Origin of the sequence: Amycolatopsis sp. NPDC051716 (genome assembly GCF_040681595.1) — a bacterium.
GTDB lineage: Bacteria > Actinomycetota > Actinomycetes > Mycobacteriales > Pseudonocardiaceae > Amycolatopsis.
The window spans coordinates 139,508-154,407 of record NZ_JBFAZA010000013.1; the positions used below are offsets into that span (position 1 = coordinate 139,508).

The window sequence follows — 14,900 nt, forward strand, 5'->3', positions numbered from 1 at the left end:
CACCTGCCCCTGGCGCTGAGAATGATCGTTCTCTAGTCTAGCGGGAGCAGTGGAGAACGCACGTTCTCCGCGTCCGGAAGGAGCCGTCATGACCCCGCGCCCGCCGTTCCCGCCCTTCGACGAAGACACCGCCCGCCAGAAGGTCCAGGCCGCCGAAGACGCGTGGAACACCCGCGACCCCGAGCGTGTCTCGCTCGCGTACACGGAGGACTCGGTCTGGCGCAATCGCGACCGTCACGTCGTCGGACGCGCGCGGATCGTCGAGTTCCTCACCGAGAAATGGGCGCGCGAGCTGGACTACGCCCTGCGCAAGGAGCTGTGGGGTTTTCGCGGCAACCGCATCGGCGTCCGGTTCCAGTACGAGTCCCGGACCGCCGAGGGGCAGTGGTTCCGCAGTTACGGCAACGAGCTGTGGGAGTTCAGCGACGAAGGCCTGATGCGCCGCCGCGAAGCGAGCATCAACGACGTCCCGATCGCCGAAGCCGACCGCCGCATCTTCGGCCCACGACCGGAATCGGAACACGGCGTCCTGTTGCCGGTCTTTTAGGAGGCCGAGCCGTCCCCGGTCCGGGGAGCGCCGTGGGGGAGGACCTTCACCTGGCCGGGCCGGGGCTTCGCAGCCAGCACCGTGAAGTGCACGGTCAGCGGTTTCCTCGCGCAGCGGACGGAGACCGGATAAGTGCCGGGCGCGACGGCGGCGACGACGCTTTCGCCGAAAAGCGCCCACGGCTGGTGTCCCTCGGCGTTGCGGTCCAACGGCGCGGTGACGCGCAGGGCCTTGGTCGTGATCGGGCTCGCTTCGCCTTCGCACGCGACGGTGAGGGACACCTTCTCGCCGGGATGTCCACTGTAGACGGACAGGTTCAGCCAGGTGGGCAGCGGTGGCGGTGTGGTGGTCTGCGCGGCGGCCGCCGGAGTGAGCGCGAGCAGACCGGCCGCGGTGAGGGAGAGGATCTTCATGATGACCTCGCGGAGTTTCGGTTCGTGTCGTAAGGGCGTTTGTGCAGGCCAGCGGGTTGTCAGCCGAGATCCGACTGTGACGCTGAGTCCGCCCTGAGCGGAACTTGGGCCGCCCGCCGGTCCGCGTCCGGGTCCGGCTGGTGACCGGAACCCGGTGAACCGGACGAACCGATCACGGAAGGCGAATACGTATCGGCCCGTGCTGTTCCGCTTATTGTTTCCCCGGGAGGCGGCGCGGATGCTCGCTGCGAGGCGCCGATCGCGCCACCGTTTCCCGAGGAGTCCCCATGACCTGCAGGTTCAGAGCTGCCGCCGCCACCCTCATCGTCCTGTTTTCGCTCGCGTTCGCCGTGGACGGAATCACGACCACGACCGTTTCGGCCGCTCCGGCCTGCGTCCGGCCCTGCCGGTTCTGAGCGGGCGGCTACCTAGACTTCCGGGATCTCGGCCGGCACCGGTTCGAAGGCGTTGCCGGTCGCGATCTTGGGCCGGGGCAGTTCGACCGGCTCACCCGGCTTCGCCCGCCGGTAGACGTCGGCGGTCGCTTCGGCGATCCGGCCCCAGTCGAAGTCCGCGGCCAGCCGGGACTGCGCGGCCCGGGCCCGCTCGGCCGCGGCCCCGGCGTCGGAGAGCACCGTTGTCACCGCGGCGGCCAGCGCGGCGACGTCCCCGGGGCTGAACGCCAGCCCGGTCTCCCCGTGGACGACGACCTCGCCGAGCCCGCCGGCCGTCGACGCCACCAGCGGTGCCTTCGCGGCCGCGGCCTCCAGCGCGACGATGCCGAACGGCTCGTACCGGCTCGGCAGCACGACGGCGTCGGCCGCGGCCAGCGCCGCCCGGAGATCGCGATCGGAGAGGTGCCCGACGAAATCCACCGCGCGCCGCACCCGCAGCTTCCGCGACTGCTCGACCAGCTCGTCGAAGTGTCGTCCTTTTCCGGCCACGACCACGCGGGTGCCCGGGTGGCGGCGCCGGATGCGGGGAAGGGCGGCCAGGAGATCCTGCACGCCCTTTTCCCACTCGAGTCGTCCGAAATAGAGCAACAGGGGAGCACCGGCCGGGCTGTAGACCTCGCGGGCGCGGGCGATCTCGTCCGCGGGCACCTGCCAGCCGCGCTCCTCGATGCCGTTGTGGATCACCGTGACGTCGGCCGCCTCGACCTCGAAGAGGTACGCGACCTCGCGACGCATCGCCTGCGAGCAGGTGATCAGCGCGTCGGCGCGGTTCGCGAGCCACCATTCGACCGAGTGGACCTGCTGGTTCAGCGGGTGCGACAGCCAGCCGGAGTGCCGTCCCGCCTCGGTCGCGTGGATGGTGCCGACCAGCGGCACCCGCGCCGCCTCGGTGATCGCGATGGCCGGGTGGGCGACCAGCCAGTCGTGCGCGTGGACGACGTCGGGCTGCCAGGTGCGCAGCAGGTCCTGCGCGGCGCGGATCATGGCGTGTCCCATGGCCAGCGTCCAGGCGACGAGGTCCCGTTCGAACGTCACGTGCATCGGGTCTTCGGCGACCCGGATGACCCGCACGCCCTCGACGACGCGGTCGGTGCGCGGGTGCGTCCCGGCGTCGGTGCCCGCGGCGTGCCGGCAGAGCACGACGACCTCGTGGCCCTGGCGGGCGAGGTGGGTAGCGAGCGCGTGGACGTGCCGGGCCAGGCCCCCGATGGCCACGGGCGGGTACTCCCAGGACAGCATCAGCACTCGCATGCGCAGAGGTTACTCGCGAGTCAGTAGGCCTCGGCGCGCCCGTGCTGGCGAAGTATTCACATGTGATCTCGATCACTGGCCGGTGTGCGGATCTCTGCGACCATCGACCGGGATGACTCCCGACAAGGACCCCGGCTGGCGCCGGCTCGACCCGCCCCTGCCGACCCCGTGGAGCGCCGACGTCGCTCCGGACAACGCCCTGCCCGAGTACCCGCGGCCCCAGCTGACGCGGCCTCGCTGGCTGAACCTCAACGGCGTCTGGGAGTACGCGGGCTGGCCGTCGTCGCCGGATGAACCACGGCCGTCCGGGTACGCCGAGCGCATCCTGGTCCCGTTCCCGCCGGAATCGGCGTTGTCCGGAATTCGGCGACGCGACGAAGTCCTCTGGTACCGGCGCGTTTTCGAAGTCCCCGCCGACTGGCGCGGCTCACGGGTCCTCCTGCACTTCGGCGCGGTCGACCAGACGGCGAAGGTCTGGGTCAACAACCAGCTCGTCGCGACCCACGAAGGCGGGTACACGGCGTTCAGTGCGGACGTCACCGACGTCCTGCGTGCTTCGGGACCGCAGGAGCTGACCGTCCGCGCCGAGGACCGCACCGACATCGAGCCCTTCCCGGTCGGCAAGCAGCGCAACGCGCCCGGCGGGATCTGCTACACCCCGTCGTCCGGAATCTGGCAAACGGTGTGGCTGGAGCCGGTCCCCGAGACCAGGATCGAACGGCTGGACCTGACTCCGGACTTGACCGGCGTGACGGTCTTCCCGCAGGTCACCGGCGGTGCCGAGGTCGTTGTCGTTCTTTCGGCAAACGGCACCGAGGTGGCGCGGGCCTCGGGTGCGGCCGGGACGTCGGTGCGCGTGGACGTTCCTTCGCCGCGCCTCTGGACGCCCGACGACCCGCACCTCTACTCGCTGCGCGTCCAGCTGCTCGACGAGCATGGTTCGGTTTCGGACGAGGTCGGCGGATACGCCGGTCTCCGGACGATCGGCCTGGTCCCGGACCCGCAGGGCCGCCCGCGGATCGCCCTCAACGGCCGGGTCACCTTTCTGCACGGACCGCTCGACCAGGGCTACTGGCCGGACGGCATCTCCACCGCGCCCACCGACGACGCCCTGCGGTTCGACCTCGAGAAGACGAAGGAGCTGGGCTTCAACTTCGTCCGCAAACACGTCAAGGTCGAGCCGGCCCGCTGGTACTACTGGGCCGACACGCTGGGCTTGCTCGTCTGGCAGGACATGCCGTCGCTGACCGTGTCGTTCGACGGGCCGCCGGGGATCGCGCCGGACCCGGTCCCGCGGGCGCGCGAGCGGTTCGAGGCCGAGCTGGCCGAAATGGTGACGCAGCTGCGAGCGGTCCCGTCGATCGTCGGCTGGGTCCCGTTCAACGAGGGCTGGGGCGAGTTCGACACGGCCCGTGTCGCGGAATCGGTCAAAACCCTCGACCCGACGCGGCTGGTCATCGCGAACAGCGGCGTCAACTGCTGTTTTTCGCGGCCGGACAGCGGCGCGGGCGACGTCTACGACGACCACACGTACGTGGGCCCGGGGTCGCCGTCGGTGCGCGACGGCCGCGCGATCGTCGACGGCGAGTACGGCGGCCTCGGTCTGGTTCTGGACGACCACTGCTGGCCCGGCCCGCCCAACGCGTACGAGATGACGCCGACGCGGGAGCGGCTGACCGAGCGCTACGCCGAGGTGAGCGCGGCCCTCGAGCGAGTGGTGGTGGACCGCGGCTTGTCCGGGGCCGTCTACACCCAGACGACGGATGTCGAAAACGAGGTCAACGGGCTGCTCACCTACGACCGTCGCGTGGTGAAGGTGGACCCGGCCGTGGTCGCGAAGTGCGTGCGAGCCGTGATCGAAGCGGGCTCGTCCTGATTTCGACCACAGCCGGTCCTCACCTCGGCATCAAGCCGGCAGCGACGCCTCGATCGCCTTGACGACCGCCTCGTCCTCGGGCTCGGTGCGCGGCCGGAACCGCGCCAGGACCTCCCCGTCCGCGCCGACGAGGAACTTCTCGAAGTTCCACTGGACGTCGCCCGCCGCGCCCTCGGCGTCGGCGGTCTCGGTCAGCTCGGCGTAGAGCGGGTGGCGACCTTCGCCGTTGACGTCGATTTTCTCGAACAGCGGGAACGTGACGCCGTAGGTCGTCGAGCAGAACGTCTGGATCTCGGCCGCGCTGCCCGGTTCCTGCCCGGCGAACTGGTTGCACGGGAATCCGACGACGGAGAAGCCCTGCTCGCCGAAGCGTTCCTGCAGCCGCTCGAGACCGGAGTACTGCGGGGTCAGGCCGCACTTGGACGCGACGTTGACCACGAGCAGCGCCTTGCCCGCGAACTCGCCCAGCGAGCTGTCGTGCCCGTCGAGGGTCTTGAGCGGAATCTCGTGGATCCCCATAAAAGTTCCTTTCAGTCGTGCTTCAGCGCCCGGGCGTCGAGGTGCCCGAACGGTCCGTCGTCGGCGCGGTAGGCGGCGGCGAGCTCAACGGCGCGGGCGCGATCGCCGCGGCGCAGCAGCCCGGCCAGCGCGTCGAAGCGCTCGGTGTGGACCGCCGCGCGACGACGTGCGTAGTCCGCGGCCGAGTCCTTGGTGACCATGAACGCCCAGTCGCTTTCCAGCGCCAGCATCGCCTCGGCGACGGCCTGGTCGGCGACGGTGTCCCGGGCCGTCCGGTCCAGCCCGGCGACCAGGTCGAGCAGCCGGTCCTGCAGCGCCGCGTTGGCGGCGACCATGTCCTTGACCTGCTCGCCGTCCCAGACGCGCCAGTCCTTGCCAGACCCCCACGACGACGAAGGCAGGTCGATCGGCTCGCCGACGTGGCCGGCTTCCATCGCGCCCTTCAGCGTCGTCACCCGCACGCCGGCCTCGGGCAGCGCGCGCAGCACGCCTTCCAGCCACGCCGGTCCTTCGTGCCACCAGTGCCCGAACAGCTCCGTGTCGTACGCGGCGACCACGAGCGCCTCACGCCCGTGTTGCCGCTTCAGCGACCGCAGGCGCGTCACGACGGTCTCGACGAAGTCCTTGACGTGCGTCCGCAGCACGTCGGCGGCGAGCGCCGGATCGTAGGGCGCCTTGTCCTGCGGCTCGACCGTCTTGCCGGTGACCCGCGCCGCCTTGAGGCCGACCTCGTGCTGCCACGTGTGGAAGTCGCGGTAGGCGGCGTGGCCGGGGTAGCCGGCCTTCGGCGACCAGACGCGGTAGGTGACCTCGAGGTCCCGGCCGAACGCGAGGACGTCGGTGTCGCCGACCGGCCGGGCGGCCCAGGACTCGCCGCGCAGCGACGGGCCGTCGACCAGGAACCGCCGGACGCCGGCCGCCGCGTAGTCGTTTTCCATACCAGGCGCGTAGCCGCACTCGGGGGCCCAGATCCCCTCCGGCCGCGTCCCGATCCGCAGGGCCGTGTCGGCGAGACCGGCGTTCAGCGCGAACTCGCGCACCCGCGGGTCCAGCAACGGCTGGAACGGGTGGGCGAGCGGGCCGCCGAGCAGCTCGATGGTCGAATTGTCGACCAAGGACCGCAGGACCGGGGAGAACCCGTGCCGCCACCGCGTCCCGAGCTCCTCGGCCGCGCGGACGGCGGTCCGGTGCTCGGCCGCGGCGAGCTCGCGCAGCAGCGGGTCGCCGCGCCACAGCGTCGCCGCGTGCTGGGCCCGCAGCTGCCAGTGGCCGAGCCAGTCGTGAAACGCGCGAATGCTGTACGGGTCGTCGAGCTGCGCGGCGAGCACAGGCGTCACGCCCAGCGTCAGCACGTCGCGGCGGCCTTCGTCGGCGAAGCGCTCCAGGAGCTCGACCATCGGCAGGTAGGAGTGCGCCCACGCCTGGTAGAGCCATTCCTCGCCGACCGGCCAGTTCCCGTGGTGCGGCAGCCACGGCAGGTGGCTGTGCACGACGAGGCAGAAGGTGCCCTCGCTCATCGGCGCACCGCCACGGCGATCAGGTCGAGGCTGGCGTCCAGGTCGTCGCCGTGGATGTCGAACCCGGTGGCCTCGATCGCGGCGACGTCGGCGAGCAGGGCTTCCGGCCACTCGGCCTGGCCCGGCAGCTTGCCCATGACCACGTCGAGCTGGGCGTCGATGATCGAACCGCCGTACCGCTCGTCGAGGGCGCGCACGGCCCGGCCGTGGTGCAGCCCGTGCAGCGATTCGACGGCGAAGCCGGCGTCGGTGAGCAGCCCGGCCAGTTCGGAGGGCGCCAGCTCGCGCGTGTGGAACGGGTTCAGCGGCGTGTCGCTGTCCGGGGTGAAGGTCAGCCGGTTCGGCGTCGTGACCAGCAGCTTGCCGTTTTCCGACAACACGCGCCGGCACTCGGCGAGGAACCCGGCCTGGTCCCACAGGTGCTCGATGACCTGAAAGTTGGCGACGACGTCGACCGCGCCGTCCCGGACCGGGAGGAAGGCCAGGTTCGCCCGCGCGACGGCGACCTCGGGGTAGCGGCGGGCGACGTGCTCGGTGGTCGGGACGTCGTAGTCCAGCGCGAGCACCCGGCGGGCCGTCGTGGCGAGGAGGCTCGCGCCGTAGCCCTCGCCGCAGCCGGCTTCGAGGACCATCGCGTCCGCGCAGTGGGGGAGCAGGGCGGCGTACGCGGCTTCGTGGCGCCTGAACCAGTAGTTCTCCTCGGCGATGCCGGGGACGGTCCGCTCGCCGGTCAGGTGCAGCGCCTCGGCCCGGGTGGCTGGGGTGGTCACCTCCGCGACCCTAGCGGGTGTCACGTCCGGCACCGCCGTCTCGTTCCGTGGTCATGCAACGGACCATCACCCGCGTACTGCTCGTCGTCTTCGGCTTGGTCGAGGCCGTGGTCGGAATCTGGCCACTCGGGTCGCCGACCGGCTTCTACCAGGACTTTCCCGGCTTCCGTGCCGGCTGGGTTTCGATGGACGGGCCGTTCAACGAGCACCTCCTGCGCGACTTCGGCGGGCTCAACCTGGCGCTCGCGGCCCTGCTGATCGGGGCCGCCGTGATCGGCACCACAGCGGTGGCGCGGCTCGCGGCCGTCTCGGCGCTGCTGTTCGGCGTCCCGCACTTCCTCTACCACCTCGGCCACGTCGGGCACTTCGAGCGGATCGACCAGGTCCTCATCGTGGGGACGACCGGGCTGGGGGTGCTGCTGCCGCTCGTGGTCCTGCTGGTCCCGGCGCGGCGGGTCAGCCCACCGGCGACACCGTGATGCCGAGCGCGCCGGGGCCGAGGTGCGCGCCGATGACCGTGCTCGCTTCGACGACCATGCTCTCGACCATCGCCGGCACCCGGCGTTCGATCTGCCTGCCGATCTCCAGTTCGTGATCGCTGGCACCGAACCGGGTCACGGCGATGTCGGCGCGGAACCCGCCGGACTTCTTCACCGCGAGGTCGACCATCTTCGCCAGGGCGCGCTTGGTGCCGGGCACCCGGGCGAGCGGCGCGACCTCGCCGTCCTTGACCGTGAGCAGCGGTTTGATCGAAAACGCACTACCGAGCATGGCCTGGGCGGCGCCGATCCGGCCGCCGCGGCGGAGGTACTCGAGGGTGTCGACGTAGATGAACTCGGTGCTCGTGGTGCACCGGCGTTCGGCGGCCTCGATGACCCGGTCGGCGTCCGCGCCGGCCGCGGCGGCCCGCGCGGCCGACACGGCGGCGAAGCCGAGGCTCATGCCGGTGGTCCGGCTGTCGAGGACGTGCACCGGGATGCGGACCTGCTGGGCGGCCTCCCGGGCCGCGCGGACGGTGTCGGACATGCGGCCGGAGATGTGGATGCTGACGATGGCGGTCGCGCCGGCGGTGGCTGCCTCCTGGTAGGCCCAGAAGAACGCCCCCGGGTCCGGGGGCGCCGTGGCGATCACCTGCCCGGCTCTCATGGCGTCGATCACTTCGCCGCGGTCGAAGCGGTTTTCGTCGTCGTAGTGGCTTCCCAGGCTGAGCTGGATCTGGACGACGCCGATGGCCCAGCGAGAAGCGACGAGGTCGGGCAGGCAGGAGCTCGAGTCGGTGATGACGGCGATGCGCGCGGGCATGGTGGAGAAGGTTAATGCCGGACACCCACCGCGAGTAGGCCGTGGTTGGTCCGATCGGACGAACGGCAGTTCGGGTGGGGTAACCGGTCAACTACCGGGACGATGGTCCCACTAAATTGCCCATCCAGGTGAATGACGTCACCTCGACGGGTCCCGCGCGCCGATTGGTCCTAATCTACCGGCCAGTAGAGCACTGTCCCGTGGTCGTCCGCGGGCCACGAACCGGGAGGTCGAAGCAGACCCATGACCAACATCGTCGTCCTGGTCAAGCAGGTACCGGACACCTACTCGGAGCGGAAGCTCAACGGGTCCGACCACACCCTTGACCGCGAATCCGCCGACGCCGTGCTCGACGAGATCAACGAGAAGGCCGTCGAAGAAGCGCTGAAGATCAAGGAAGCCGGCGAGGGCGAGGTCACCGTGATCTCGGTGGGCCCCGACCGCGCGACCGACGCCATCCGCAAGGCGCTGTCCATGGGCGCCGACAAGGCCATCCACGTCTCCGACGAGGCGCTGCACGGCTCCGACGCGATCGCCACCGCCAAGGTGCTCGCCGCCGCCATCGGCAAGGTCGAGGGCTTCGACCTGGTCATCGCCGGCAACGAGTCGTCCGACGGCCGCGGTGGTGCCATCCCGGCGATCCTCGCGGAGCTGCTGGGCCTGCCGCAGGTCACCTACGTGCGTGAGCTGACCGTCGAGGGCTCGACGATCAAGGCCACCCGTGAGACCGAGGACGGCCTCACCCACCTCGAGGCGAGCCTGCCCGCGATCGTGAGCGTCGGCGAGAAGATCAACGAGCCGCGCTACCCGTCGTTCAAGGGCATCATGGCCGCGAAGAAGAAGCCGGTCGAGACGTTCACCATCGCCGACCTGGGCATCGACGCGGGCGAGGTCGGTCTCGCCAACGCGTGGTCCACGGTGACCGAATCCTCGCCGAAGCCGCCGCGCACCGCCGGCGAGAAGACCGAGGACGAGGGCGACGGCGGCACCAAGGTCGCCGAGTACCTGGTCGGCCAGAAGCTCATCTGACAACGGCTCTTCGAGGAGGAAGTAGAACCATGGCTGAAGTACTCGTCCTCGTCGACCACGTCGACGGTGAGGTCAAGAAGGTCACGCTCGAGCTGCTGACCGCCGCCCGCGCGCTCGGTGAGCCGTCGGCCGTCGTCGTCGGCCCGACCGGGACCGCCGCCAAGGCGAAGCAGGCGCTGGCGTCGCACGGCGCCGCCAAGGTGTATGTCGCGGAAGGCGACGACGCCGCGAACTACCTGGTCACGCCCAAGGTCGACGTGCTCGCGGCGCTCGCGCAGCAGGCGTCCCCGGCCGCCGTGCTCGTCACCGCCAGCGGTGAGGGCAAGGAGGTCGCCGCCCGCCTGGCCGTGCGCCTGGGCTCCGGCCTGATCTACGACGCCGTGGGCGTCAACGGCGACGGCGTCATCGACCAGTCCATCTTCGGTGGCGCGTTCTCGGTCAAGTCCAAGTCCGCGAAGGGCGCGCCGGTGGTCTCGATCCGCCCGGGCGCGGTCGAGGCCGAGCCCGCCGAGGGCGCGGCGGCCGAGGAGACCGTCGAGCTCCCCGCGGTCGACGCGGCGAAGGCCACCAAGATCACCGGCGTCGAGCCGGTGACCGGTGGTGACCGGCCGGAGCTGACCGAGGCCTCCATCGTGGTGTCCGGTGGCCGTGGTGTCGGCTCGGCGGAGAAGTTCGACGTCGTCGAGAAGCTGGCCGACTCGCTCGGCGCGGCTGTCGGCGCGTCGCGTGCCGCTGTCGACTCGGGTTACTACCCGGCGCAGTTCCAGGTCGGCCAGACCGGCAAGACGGTCTCGCCGCAGTTGTACATCGCGCTCGGCATCTCCGGCGCGATCCAGCACCGCGCGGGCATGCAGACGTCGAAGACGATCATCGCCGTCAACAAGGACCCGGAGGCGCCGATCTTCGAGATCGCCGACTTCGGCATCGTCGGCGACCTGTTCAACGTCGCGCCGCAGCTGACCGAGGCGGTCGCGAAGCGCAAGGGCTGATTTCCAGCTTCGTCGAAGGGCCTCCCGGGACGTTCCGGGAGGCCCTTCGCGCATTCAGGCACCTGAGAAGAGCCTGAGAACCCGCCATTAACTGAACGTGCACTAATCGGTCATCGGATGGCACTCTCCGCGGCTTCCTCCGCGCGGGTAAACCTTGACCATGACGACGTCACAGCTCCTCGTCAGCACTGATCAGGCGGGTAACGAGCTCCCCGCCGACGCCCCTCGGTACTCACTTCTCGTCGCGCACGCGAACGACGAAGTGGTTGCGGCGCAGAAACTGCGCCACCTGGTTTTCGCCGAGGAAATGGGCGCGCGCCTCCACTCCCCGCGGCCCGGTCTCGACATCGACGAGTTCGACGAATTCTGCGACCACCTCGTGGTCCGCGACGACAACACGGGCGAGATCGTCGGCTGCTACCGGATGCTCCCGCCGGACCGCGCCGCCCAGGCCGGAAAGCTCTACGCGGACAGCGAATTCGACCTGACCGCGATCGAGGGCCTGCGACCGTCGCTGGTCGAAACCGGCCGGTCGTGCGTGCACCCGGACCACCGCAGCGGCGCCGTCGTCAGCCTGGTCTGGGCGGGGATCGCCCGCTACATGCTGCTTTCCGGCCACCGCTACCTCGCCGGCTGCGCTTCGGTCCCGCTGGTGGACGACGGTTCCTTCGCCGCCGGCGTGTGGGACGTCCTGCGCGCCAAGCACTACTCCGACGAGGCCACGCGCGTCGCACCGTTGATCCCGTGGGACACCTCGGGCATCGAGCGCCCGGCGCGGCCCACGCTGCCGCCGCTGATCAAGGGCTACGTCCGGCTCGGCGCCAAGGTCTGCGGGCCGCCGGCGCTCGACGTCGACTTCGGCGTCGCGGACTTCTTCGTCCTCCTGGACCTGCACAACGTCGACGAGCGGTACCTCAAGTTTTTCCTCGGGGTCCAGGGATGAGCCACGCTTGGATGCCGTCGTCGCCCTGCGGCGACGGCTGCCTCACCGCCGACGACCCGGTGGTCGGTCTTCCGCGACGGGTTCTGCGCTTCGGGGCGGCGATCTCGGTCGTGCTCGCGGCACTGGTGTTCGCGCCCTTGCTGCTGGTCGCCCCAGGCCGCGAGCGTCTGCTTCGGCTGATCTTCCTCGGCGTGCTGCGGGCGTTCGGCGTCCGCCTGGACATCCGGGGCGGCGCCGATTTCCTGACCGCGCCCGCCGGCCGTGGCGCACTGGTGGTGAACAACCACATCTCGTGGCTGGACATCGTCGCGATCAACGCGCTGCGGCCGATGCGCGCGCTGGCCAAGAAGGAGATCGCGGGCTGGCCGGTGCTCGGCGGCCTGGTCCGCCGCGGCGGCAGCATCTTCCTCGACCGCGAACGGCTGACGACGTTGCCCGCCACGATGGCGTCGCTGGCCGACGCGCTGAGGACGGGCTCGCTGGTGAGCGTCACCCCGGAGGGCACCACGTGGTGCGGCCTGGCGTCGGGCCGCTTCACGACGGCGACGTTCCAGGCGGCCATCGACGGTGGTGTCCCGGTGCGCCCGATCGCGTTGCGGTACCGCCTCGCCGACGGCCGCGAGACCAGCCGCCCGGCGTTCATCGGACCGGAGTCGCTGGTCGCCTCCCTGCGCCGGGTCGCGGCCCTGCGCGGTCTGGTGCTCGAGATCCACGTCTGCCCGGAGATCGCCCCAGGCCGCGCGGAAACCCGCCGCGAACTGGCCGCCCTCGCCGAGGCGGCGGTCCATTCCGCACTGGGAACGGTGCAGATCCCGGCCCAGCAGCGGCGGCGGACCCCGCGCCGCCAGGCGGCCCCACTGGCTTCGCCTCCCGCGAAGTGATCCGGGCCCTGTCGCCGCGATCCGGCGACAGGCCCGGATTGGGTCCCTTTTCGGTCAGCCGACGGCGATGGTCAACTTTCCGCCAGGGTGCCCGTCCTCGCTTTCGACCTGCGCCGCGGCCGCCTCGGCCAGCGGATAGCTCTTGCCCTGTGCGATGCCGACCCCTCGATCGGTCACCCAGCCGGCGATCCGTGTGAGGACCTCACGGGTCTGCTCGCCCCCGCTGGAAAAGGGGATCCCCAGCTCGAACGCGGCCGCATCGGCGATGGTGACGATCCGGTCCTTGGTACCCCGCAGCTCGACGGACCCCGGCAGCACCCCGTGCCCGGCGGCGTCGAAGACGGCGTCCACCGGCCCCGACGTCACCTCGCGGACCCGCTCCACCCAGCCGTCGCCGTAGCGGACCGGAACGACGCCCAGCGACTTGAGGTCGTCGAGGCTCCGGCTTCCCCCGGTCCCGACGACGGTCACTCCCTGCGCGATCGCCACCTGAGCGGCGAACCGCCCGACCGTGCCGCTGGCGCCGAGGAGCAGCAGCGTCTCACCCTCGCGAACCCCGAGCAGCCCGAGCACGCGAAGCGCGGTTTCGCCGGCGACCGGCAACGCGGCGGCGTCCGCCCACGAAAGGCTCGCGGGCTTCGGCGCGATCGTCTTCGCGAGCGCGTACTCGGCGTAGGCACCGGTCTCCGACCAGCCGAACACCTCGTCGCCCACGGCGAAGTCCGCGCCCTCCCCGACGGCGTCGACGACCCCGGCGACCTCGAGACCGGGGATGTGCGGGAACGGGACCTGGAAATTTTGCTGCATGGCGCCGTTGCGGATCTTCCAGTCGATCGGGTTGACGCCGGCGGCCCGCACGGCCAGCCGCACCTGTCTCGGGCCCGGCTCCGGCGCCGGGACGTCGGACAGCTGCAGGACTTCCGGTCCGCCGTATGCGGAGAAGGTGATCGCTCGCATGGTGTTTTTTCGCTCCTTGGTTCGTGACCTTCGGTTCGAATGTCCTCCCCCGGAAGTCAACTCGCCCGGCGGAGCCGCCGAACCGCCCGGACGAGCAGTGTTCACTAGCCGGACGAGCAGGTCGCCGGACCCCGGACGCGCCTACCTTGGAGGCCATGGACGCTTCCTGGTCGGATCCGCGGCACGTGCTGGACGTCGTCGAGCGGCTCCTGTCGGCACCGCGGCCTCAGTTGCTCAGCCGGTTCACCGCCGAGCTGGCCAGGCTGATCCCGCATCGCGCGGCGGCGATGCAGACGGGCGACTGTCCTCGCAGCCCGCTCAAAGTCATCGGAGATGAAACGATCACGCAGGCCGTGACGAGCGTCGAGCTGCAACGGCTGGTCGACCGCAGCGAGCCGGGCAAGGCCCTGGTGACCGACGGCGTGCTCGGGGGCGTCGAGCGTCGTCTGGTCCTGCTCGCTTCGACACCGGCCGTCGGCCAGGGCGCGGTGATCGCCGTGGTGCCCGAGGCCGCGGAGCCGCCGCCCGCGGAGCTGGAATTGGCGGCCCGGCTGTGGCACATCGTCAGCACCGACGCGGGCCAGCGGGCGACCGACCCGGGCCCGGACGTCCTGGCCGGCAGCCTCGCCGCGGCCTCCGCCCGCGCCCAGGCAATCACCGACCTCGGCCAGACGCACGCGGCAAGCCTGGTCACGCTCCTGTCGGTCCTCCGCTCGAGCCGGCTCCCCGACGCTGTCGCCCGCCGCACCGCGGTCGACCTCGCCGCCGACGCGCTGCTGGAGCTCAAAGGCGTCGTCGACCGCGACCAGGTCCTGTCCGCCGAGCAGACGGACACGGCATTCGGGGTCCTCAAGACCCAGCTGGCCGACCTGGTCCGGCACACGGAAGTCGACGTCGACCTCGTCGACCCCGTGGGCGACGCGTCACTCCCGCAGGACATCGCCCACACCGCACGGACGCTGACCCGCGGCTTGGTGCTAGCGGCGTTGGATCGTGCTGCGACCACGCGCGTGAGGGCGTCCTGGCGCGTGGACGGCTCGGTGCTGCGGATCACGGTCCGCGACGATTGCCCCGAAGTCGCCGACGCGGTCCCGCCCCGTGGCCTGACCGAGCGTCTCACGGCCCTCGGCGGCCACTGGGAGGTCGACGCCGTGCCGACCTGGGGCACGACGGTCACGGCGGCGCTCCCGCTCGGCGTGGCGGAGCCGCCGGAGCTGCGTCCCCTCGATCGGCTCAACCCACGCGAACTGGAAGTCCTGTCGGGCATCTCCCAGGGACTGCGCAACCGGCAGATCGCCGAACAACTGCAGCTCAGCGAGCACACGGTGAAGTTCCACGTCCGGAACATCCTCGACAAGCTCGACGTCAGTTCCCGAGGCGAGGCGGCTGCGCTGGCCCGCGGCTTGCCACTGGAACCGGTGGTGCACCGCTCCGCCTGAATCACCTTGACC

16 protein-coding genes are annotated in these 14,900 nt (G+C 70.9%); 9 read left to right on the forward strand and 7 right to left on the reverse strand.

The genetic code is table 11. The features are described from left to right. The first annotated feature begins 88 nt into the window (after positions 1-88). Positions 89-547 carry a nuclear transport factor 2 family protein gene (locus tag AB0M30_RS19890; protein ID WP_364585520.1) on the forward strand — a complete coding sequence of 153 codons (459 nt, stop codon included), beginning with the start codon at positions 89-91 and terminating at the stop codon, positions 545-547. Here AB0M30_RS19890 and AB0M30_RS19895 read toward each other — a convergent pair. Continuing rightward, on the reverse strand, positions 544-960 hold the full coding sequence (locus AB0M30_RS19895; protein WP_364585522.1) for a hypothetical protein: 417 nt from the start codon (positions 958-960) through the stop codon (positions 544-546). The two genes, AB0M30_RS19890 and AB0M30_RS19895, sit on opposite strands and share 4 nt — an antisense overlap. 287 nt (positions 961-1,247) lie before the next feature. Here AB0M30_RS19895 and AB0M30_RS19900 point away from each other — a divergent pair, with 287 nt between their 5' ends. Then, positions 1,248-1,376 (forward strand): hypothetical protein, encoded by a 129-nt coding sequence (locus AB0M30_RS19900; protein WP_364585524.1) that lies wholly within the window; start codon positions 1,248-1,250, stop codon positions 1,374-1,376. A gap of 12 nt (positions 1,377-1,388) precedes the next feature. Here AB0M30_RS19900 and AB0M30_RS19905 read toward each other — a convergent pair whose 3' ends face one another. Continuing rightward, the gene (locus tag AB0M30_RS19905) at positions 1,389-2,666 is read right to left on the reverse strand and encodes a glycosyltransferase family 4 protein (protein WP_364585526.1); all 1,278 of its coding nucleotides are present in this window, start codon (positions 2,664-2,666) and stop codon (positions 1,389-1,391) included. 112 nt (positions 2,667-2,778) lie between these two features. Here AB0M30_RS19905 and AB0M30_RS19910 point away from each other — a divergent pair, with 112 nt between their 5' ends. After that, the gene (locus AB0M30_RS19910; RefSeq protein ID WP_364585528.1) at positions 2,779-4,542 is read left to right on the forward strand and encodes a sugar-binding domain-containing protein; all 1,764 of its coding nucleotides are present in this window, start codon (positions 2,779-2,781) and stop codon (positions 4,540-4,542) included. A 30-nt stretch (positions 4,543-4,572) separates the two neighbouring features. Here the strand turns inward: AB0M30_RS19910 and AB0M30_RS19915 are convergent, their stop codons facing one another. The 3 genes from AB0M30_RS19915 to AB0M30_RS19925 are packed head-to-tail and all read right to left on the reverse strand — an operon-like array spanning position 4,573 to position 7,348. After that, complete coding sequence (locus tag AB0M30_RS19915) at positions 4,573-5,061, reverse strand: glutathione peroxidase (RefSeq protein ID WP_364585530.1); 489 nt, start codon at positions 5,059-5,061, stop codon at positions 4,573-4,575. An 11-nt stretch (positions 5,062-5,072) separates the two neighbouring features. Then, entirely contained in the window at positions 5,073-6,578 is a 1,506-nt protein-coding gene (locus AB0M30_RS19920; RefSeq protein ID WP_364585531.1) for a glycoside hydrolase family 57 protein, read from the reverse strand. Beyond that, positions 6,575-7,348: a class I SAM-dependent methyltransferase gene (locus AB0M30_RS19925; RefSeq protein WP_364585533.1), complete on the reverse strand. Its 774-nt coding sequence runs from the start codon at positions 7,346-7,348 to the stop codon at positions 6,575-6,577. The genes AB0M30_RS19920 and AB0M30_RS19925 overlap by 4 nt, the downstream gene beginning before the upstream one ends. Before the next feature lie 53 nt (positions 7,349-7,401). Between AB0M30_RS19925 and AB0M30_RS19930 the strand changes: the two genes are divergently transcribed. Continuing rightward, complete coding sequence (locus AB0M30_RS19930; protein WP_364585535.1) at positions 7,402-7,827, forward strand: hypothetical protein; 426 nt, start codon at positions 7,402-7,404, stop codon at positions 7,825-7,827. Here AB0M30_RS19930 and AB0M30_RS19935 read toward each other — a convergent pair. Next, positions 7,805-8,650, reverse strand: coding sequence for a DegV family protein (locus tag AB0M30_RS19935; protein WP_285988972.1), 846 nt, complete (start codon positions 8,648-8,650; stop codon positions 7,805-7,807). The genes AB0M30_RS19930 and AB0M30_RS19935 overlap by 23 nt on opposite strands. 243 nt (positions 8,651-8,893) lie before the next feature. On the opposite strand from AB0M30_RS19935, the gene AB0M30_RS19940 reads away from it, so the two are divergent. From AB0M30_RS19940 to AB0M30_RS19955, 4 genes are all read left to right on the forward strand, one after another. After that, positions 8,894-9,679 (forward strand): electron transfer flavoprotein subunit beta/FixA family protein, encoded by a 786-nt coding sequence (locus AB0M30_RS19940; RefSeq protein ID WP_364585537.1) that lies wholly within the window; start codon positions 8,894-8,896, stop codon positions 9,677-9,679. A gap of 29 nt (positions 9,680-9,708) precedes the next feature. Further along, positions 9,709-10,668 carry an electron transfer flavoprotein subunit alpha/FixB family protein gene (locus AB0M30_RS19945; protein ID WP_103335405.1) on the forward strand — a complete coding sequence of 320 codons (960 nt, stop codon included), beginning with the start codon at positions 9,709-9,711 and terminating at the stop codon, positions 10,666-10,668. 160 nt (positions 10,669-10,828) lie between these two features. Continuing rightward, positions 10,829-11,611, forward strand: coding sequence for a GNAT family N-acyltransferase (locus tag AB0M30_RS19950; protein ID WP_364585539.1), 783 nt, complete (start codon positions 10,829-10,831; stop codon positions 11,609-11,611). Beyond that, positions 11,608-12,492 (forward strand): lysophospholipid acyltransferase family protein, encoded by an 885-nt coding sequence (locus AB0M30_RS19955; RefSeq protein ID WP_364585541.1) that lies wholly within the window; start codon positions 11,608-11,610, stop codon positions 12,490-12,492. Before AB0M30_RS19950 ends, AB0M30_RS19955 begins: the two co-directional genes overlap by 4 nt. Positions 12,493-12,546: 54 nt before the next feature. On the opposite strand, the gene AB0M30_RS19960 is transcribed toward AB0M30_RS19955, so the two are convergent. After that, complete coding sequence (locus tag AB0M30_RS19960) at positions 12,547-13,449, reverse strand: NADP-dependent oxidoreductase (RefSeq protein WP_364585543.1); 903 nt, start codon at positions 13,447-13,449, stop codon at positions 12,547-12,549. Between the two features lie 155 nt (positions 13,450-13,604). On the opposite strand from AB0M30_RS19960, the gene AB0M30_RS19965 reads away from it, so the two are divergent. Further along, the gene (locus AB0M30_RS19965; RefSeq protein WP_364585544.1) at positions 13,605-14,888 is read left to right on the forward strand and encodes a LuxR C-terminal-related transcriptional regulator; all 1,284 of its coding nucleotides are present in this window, start codon (positions 13,605-13,607) and stop codon (positions 14,886-14,888) included. Positions 14,889-14,900 lie beyond the last annotated feature (12 nt).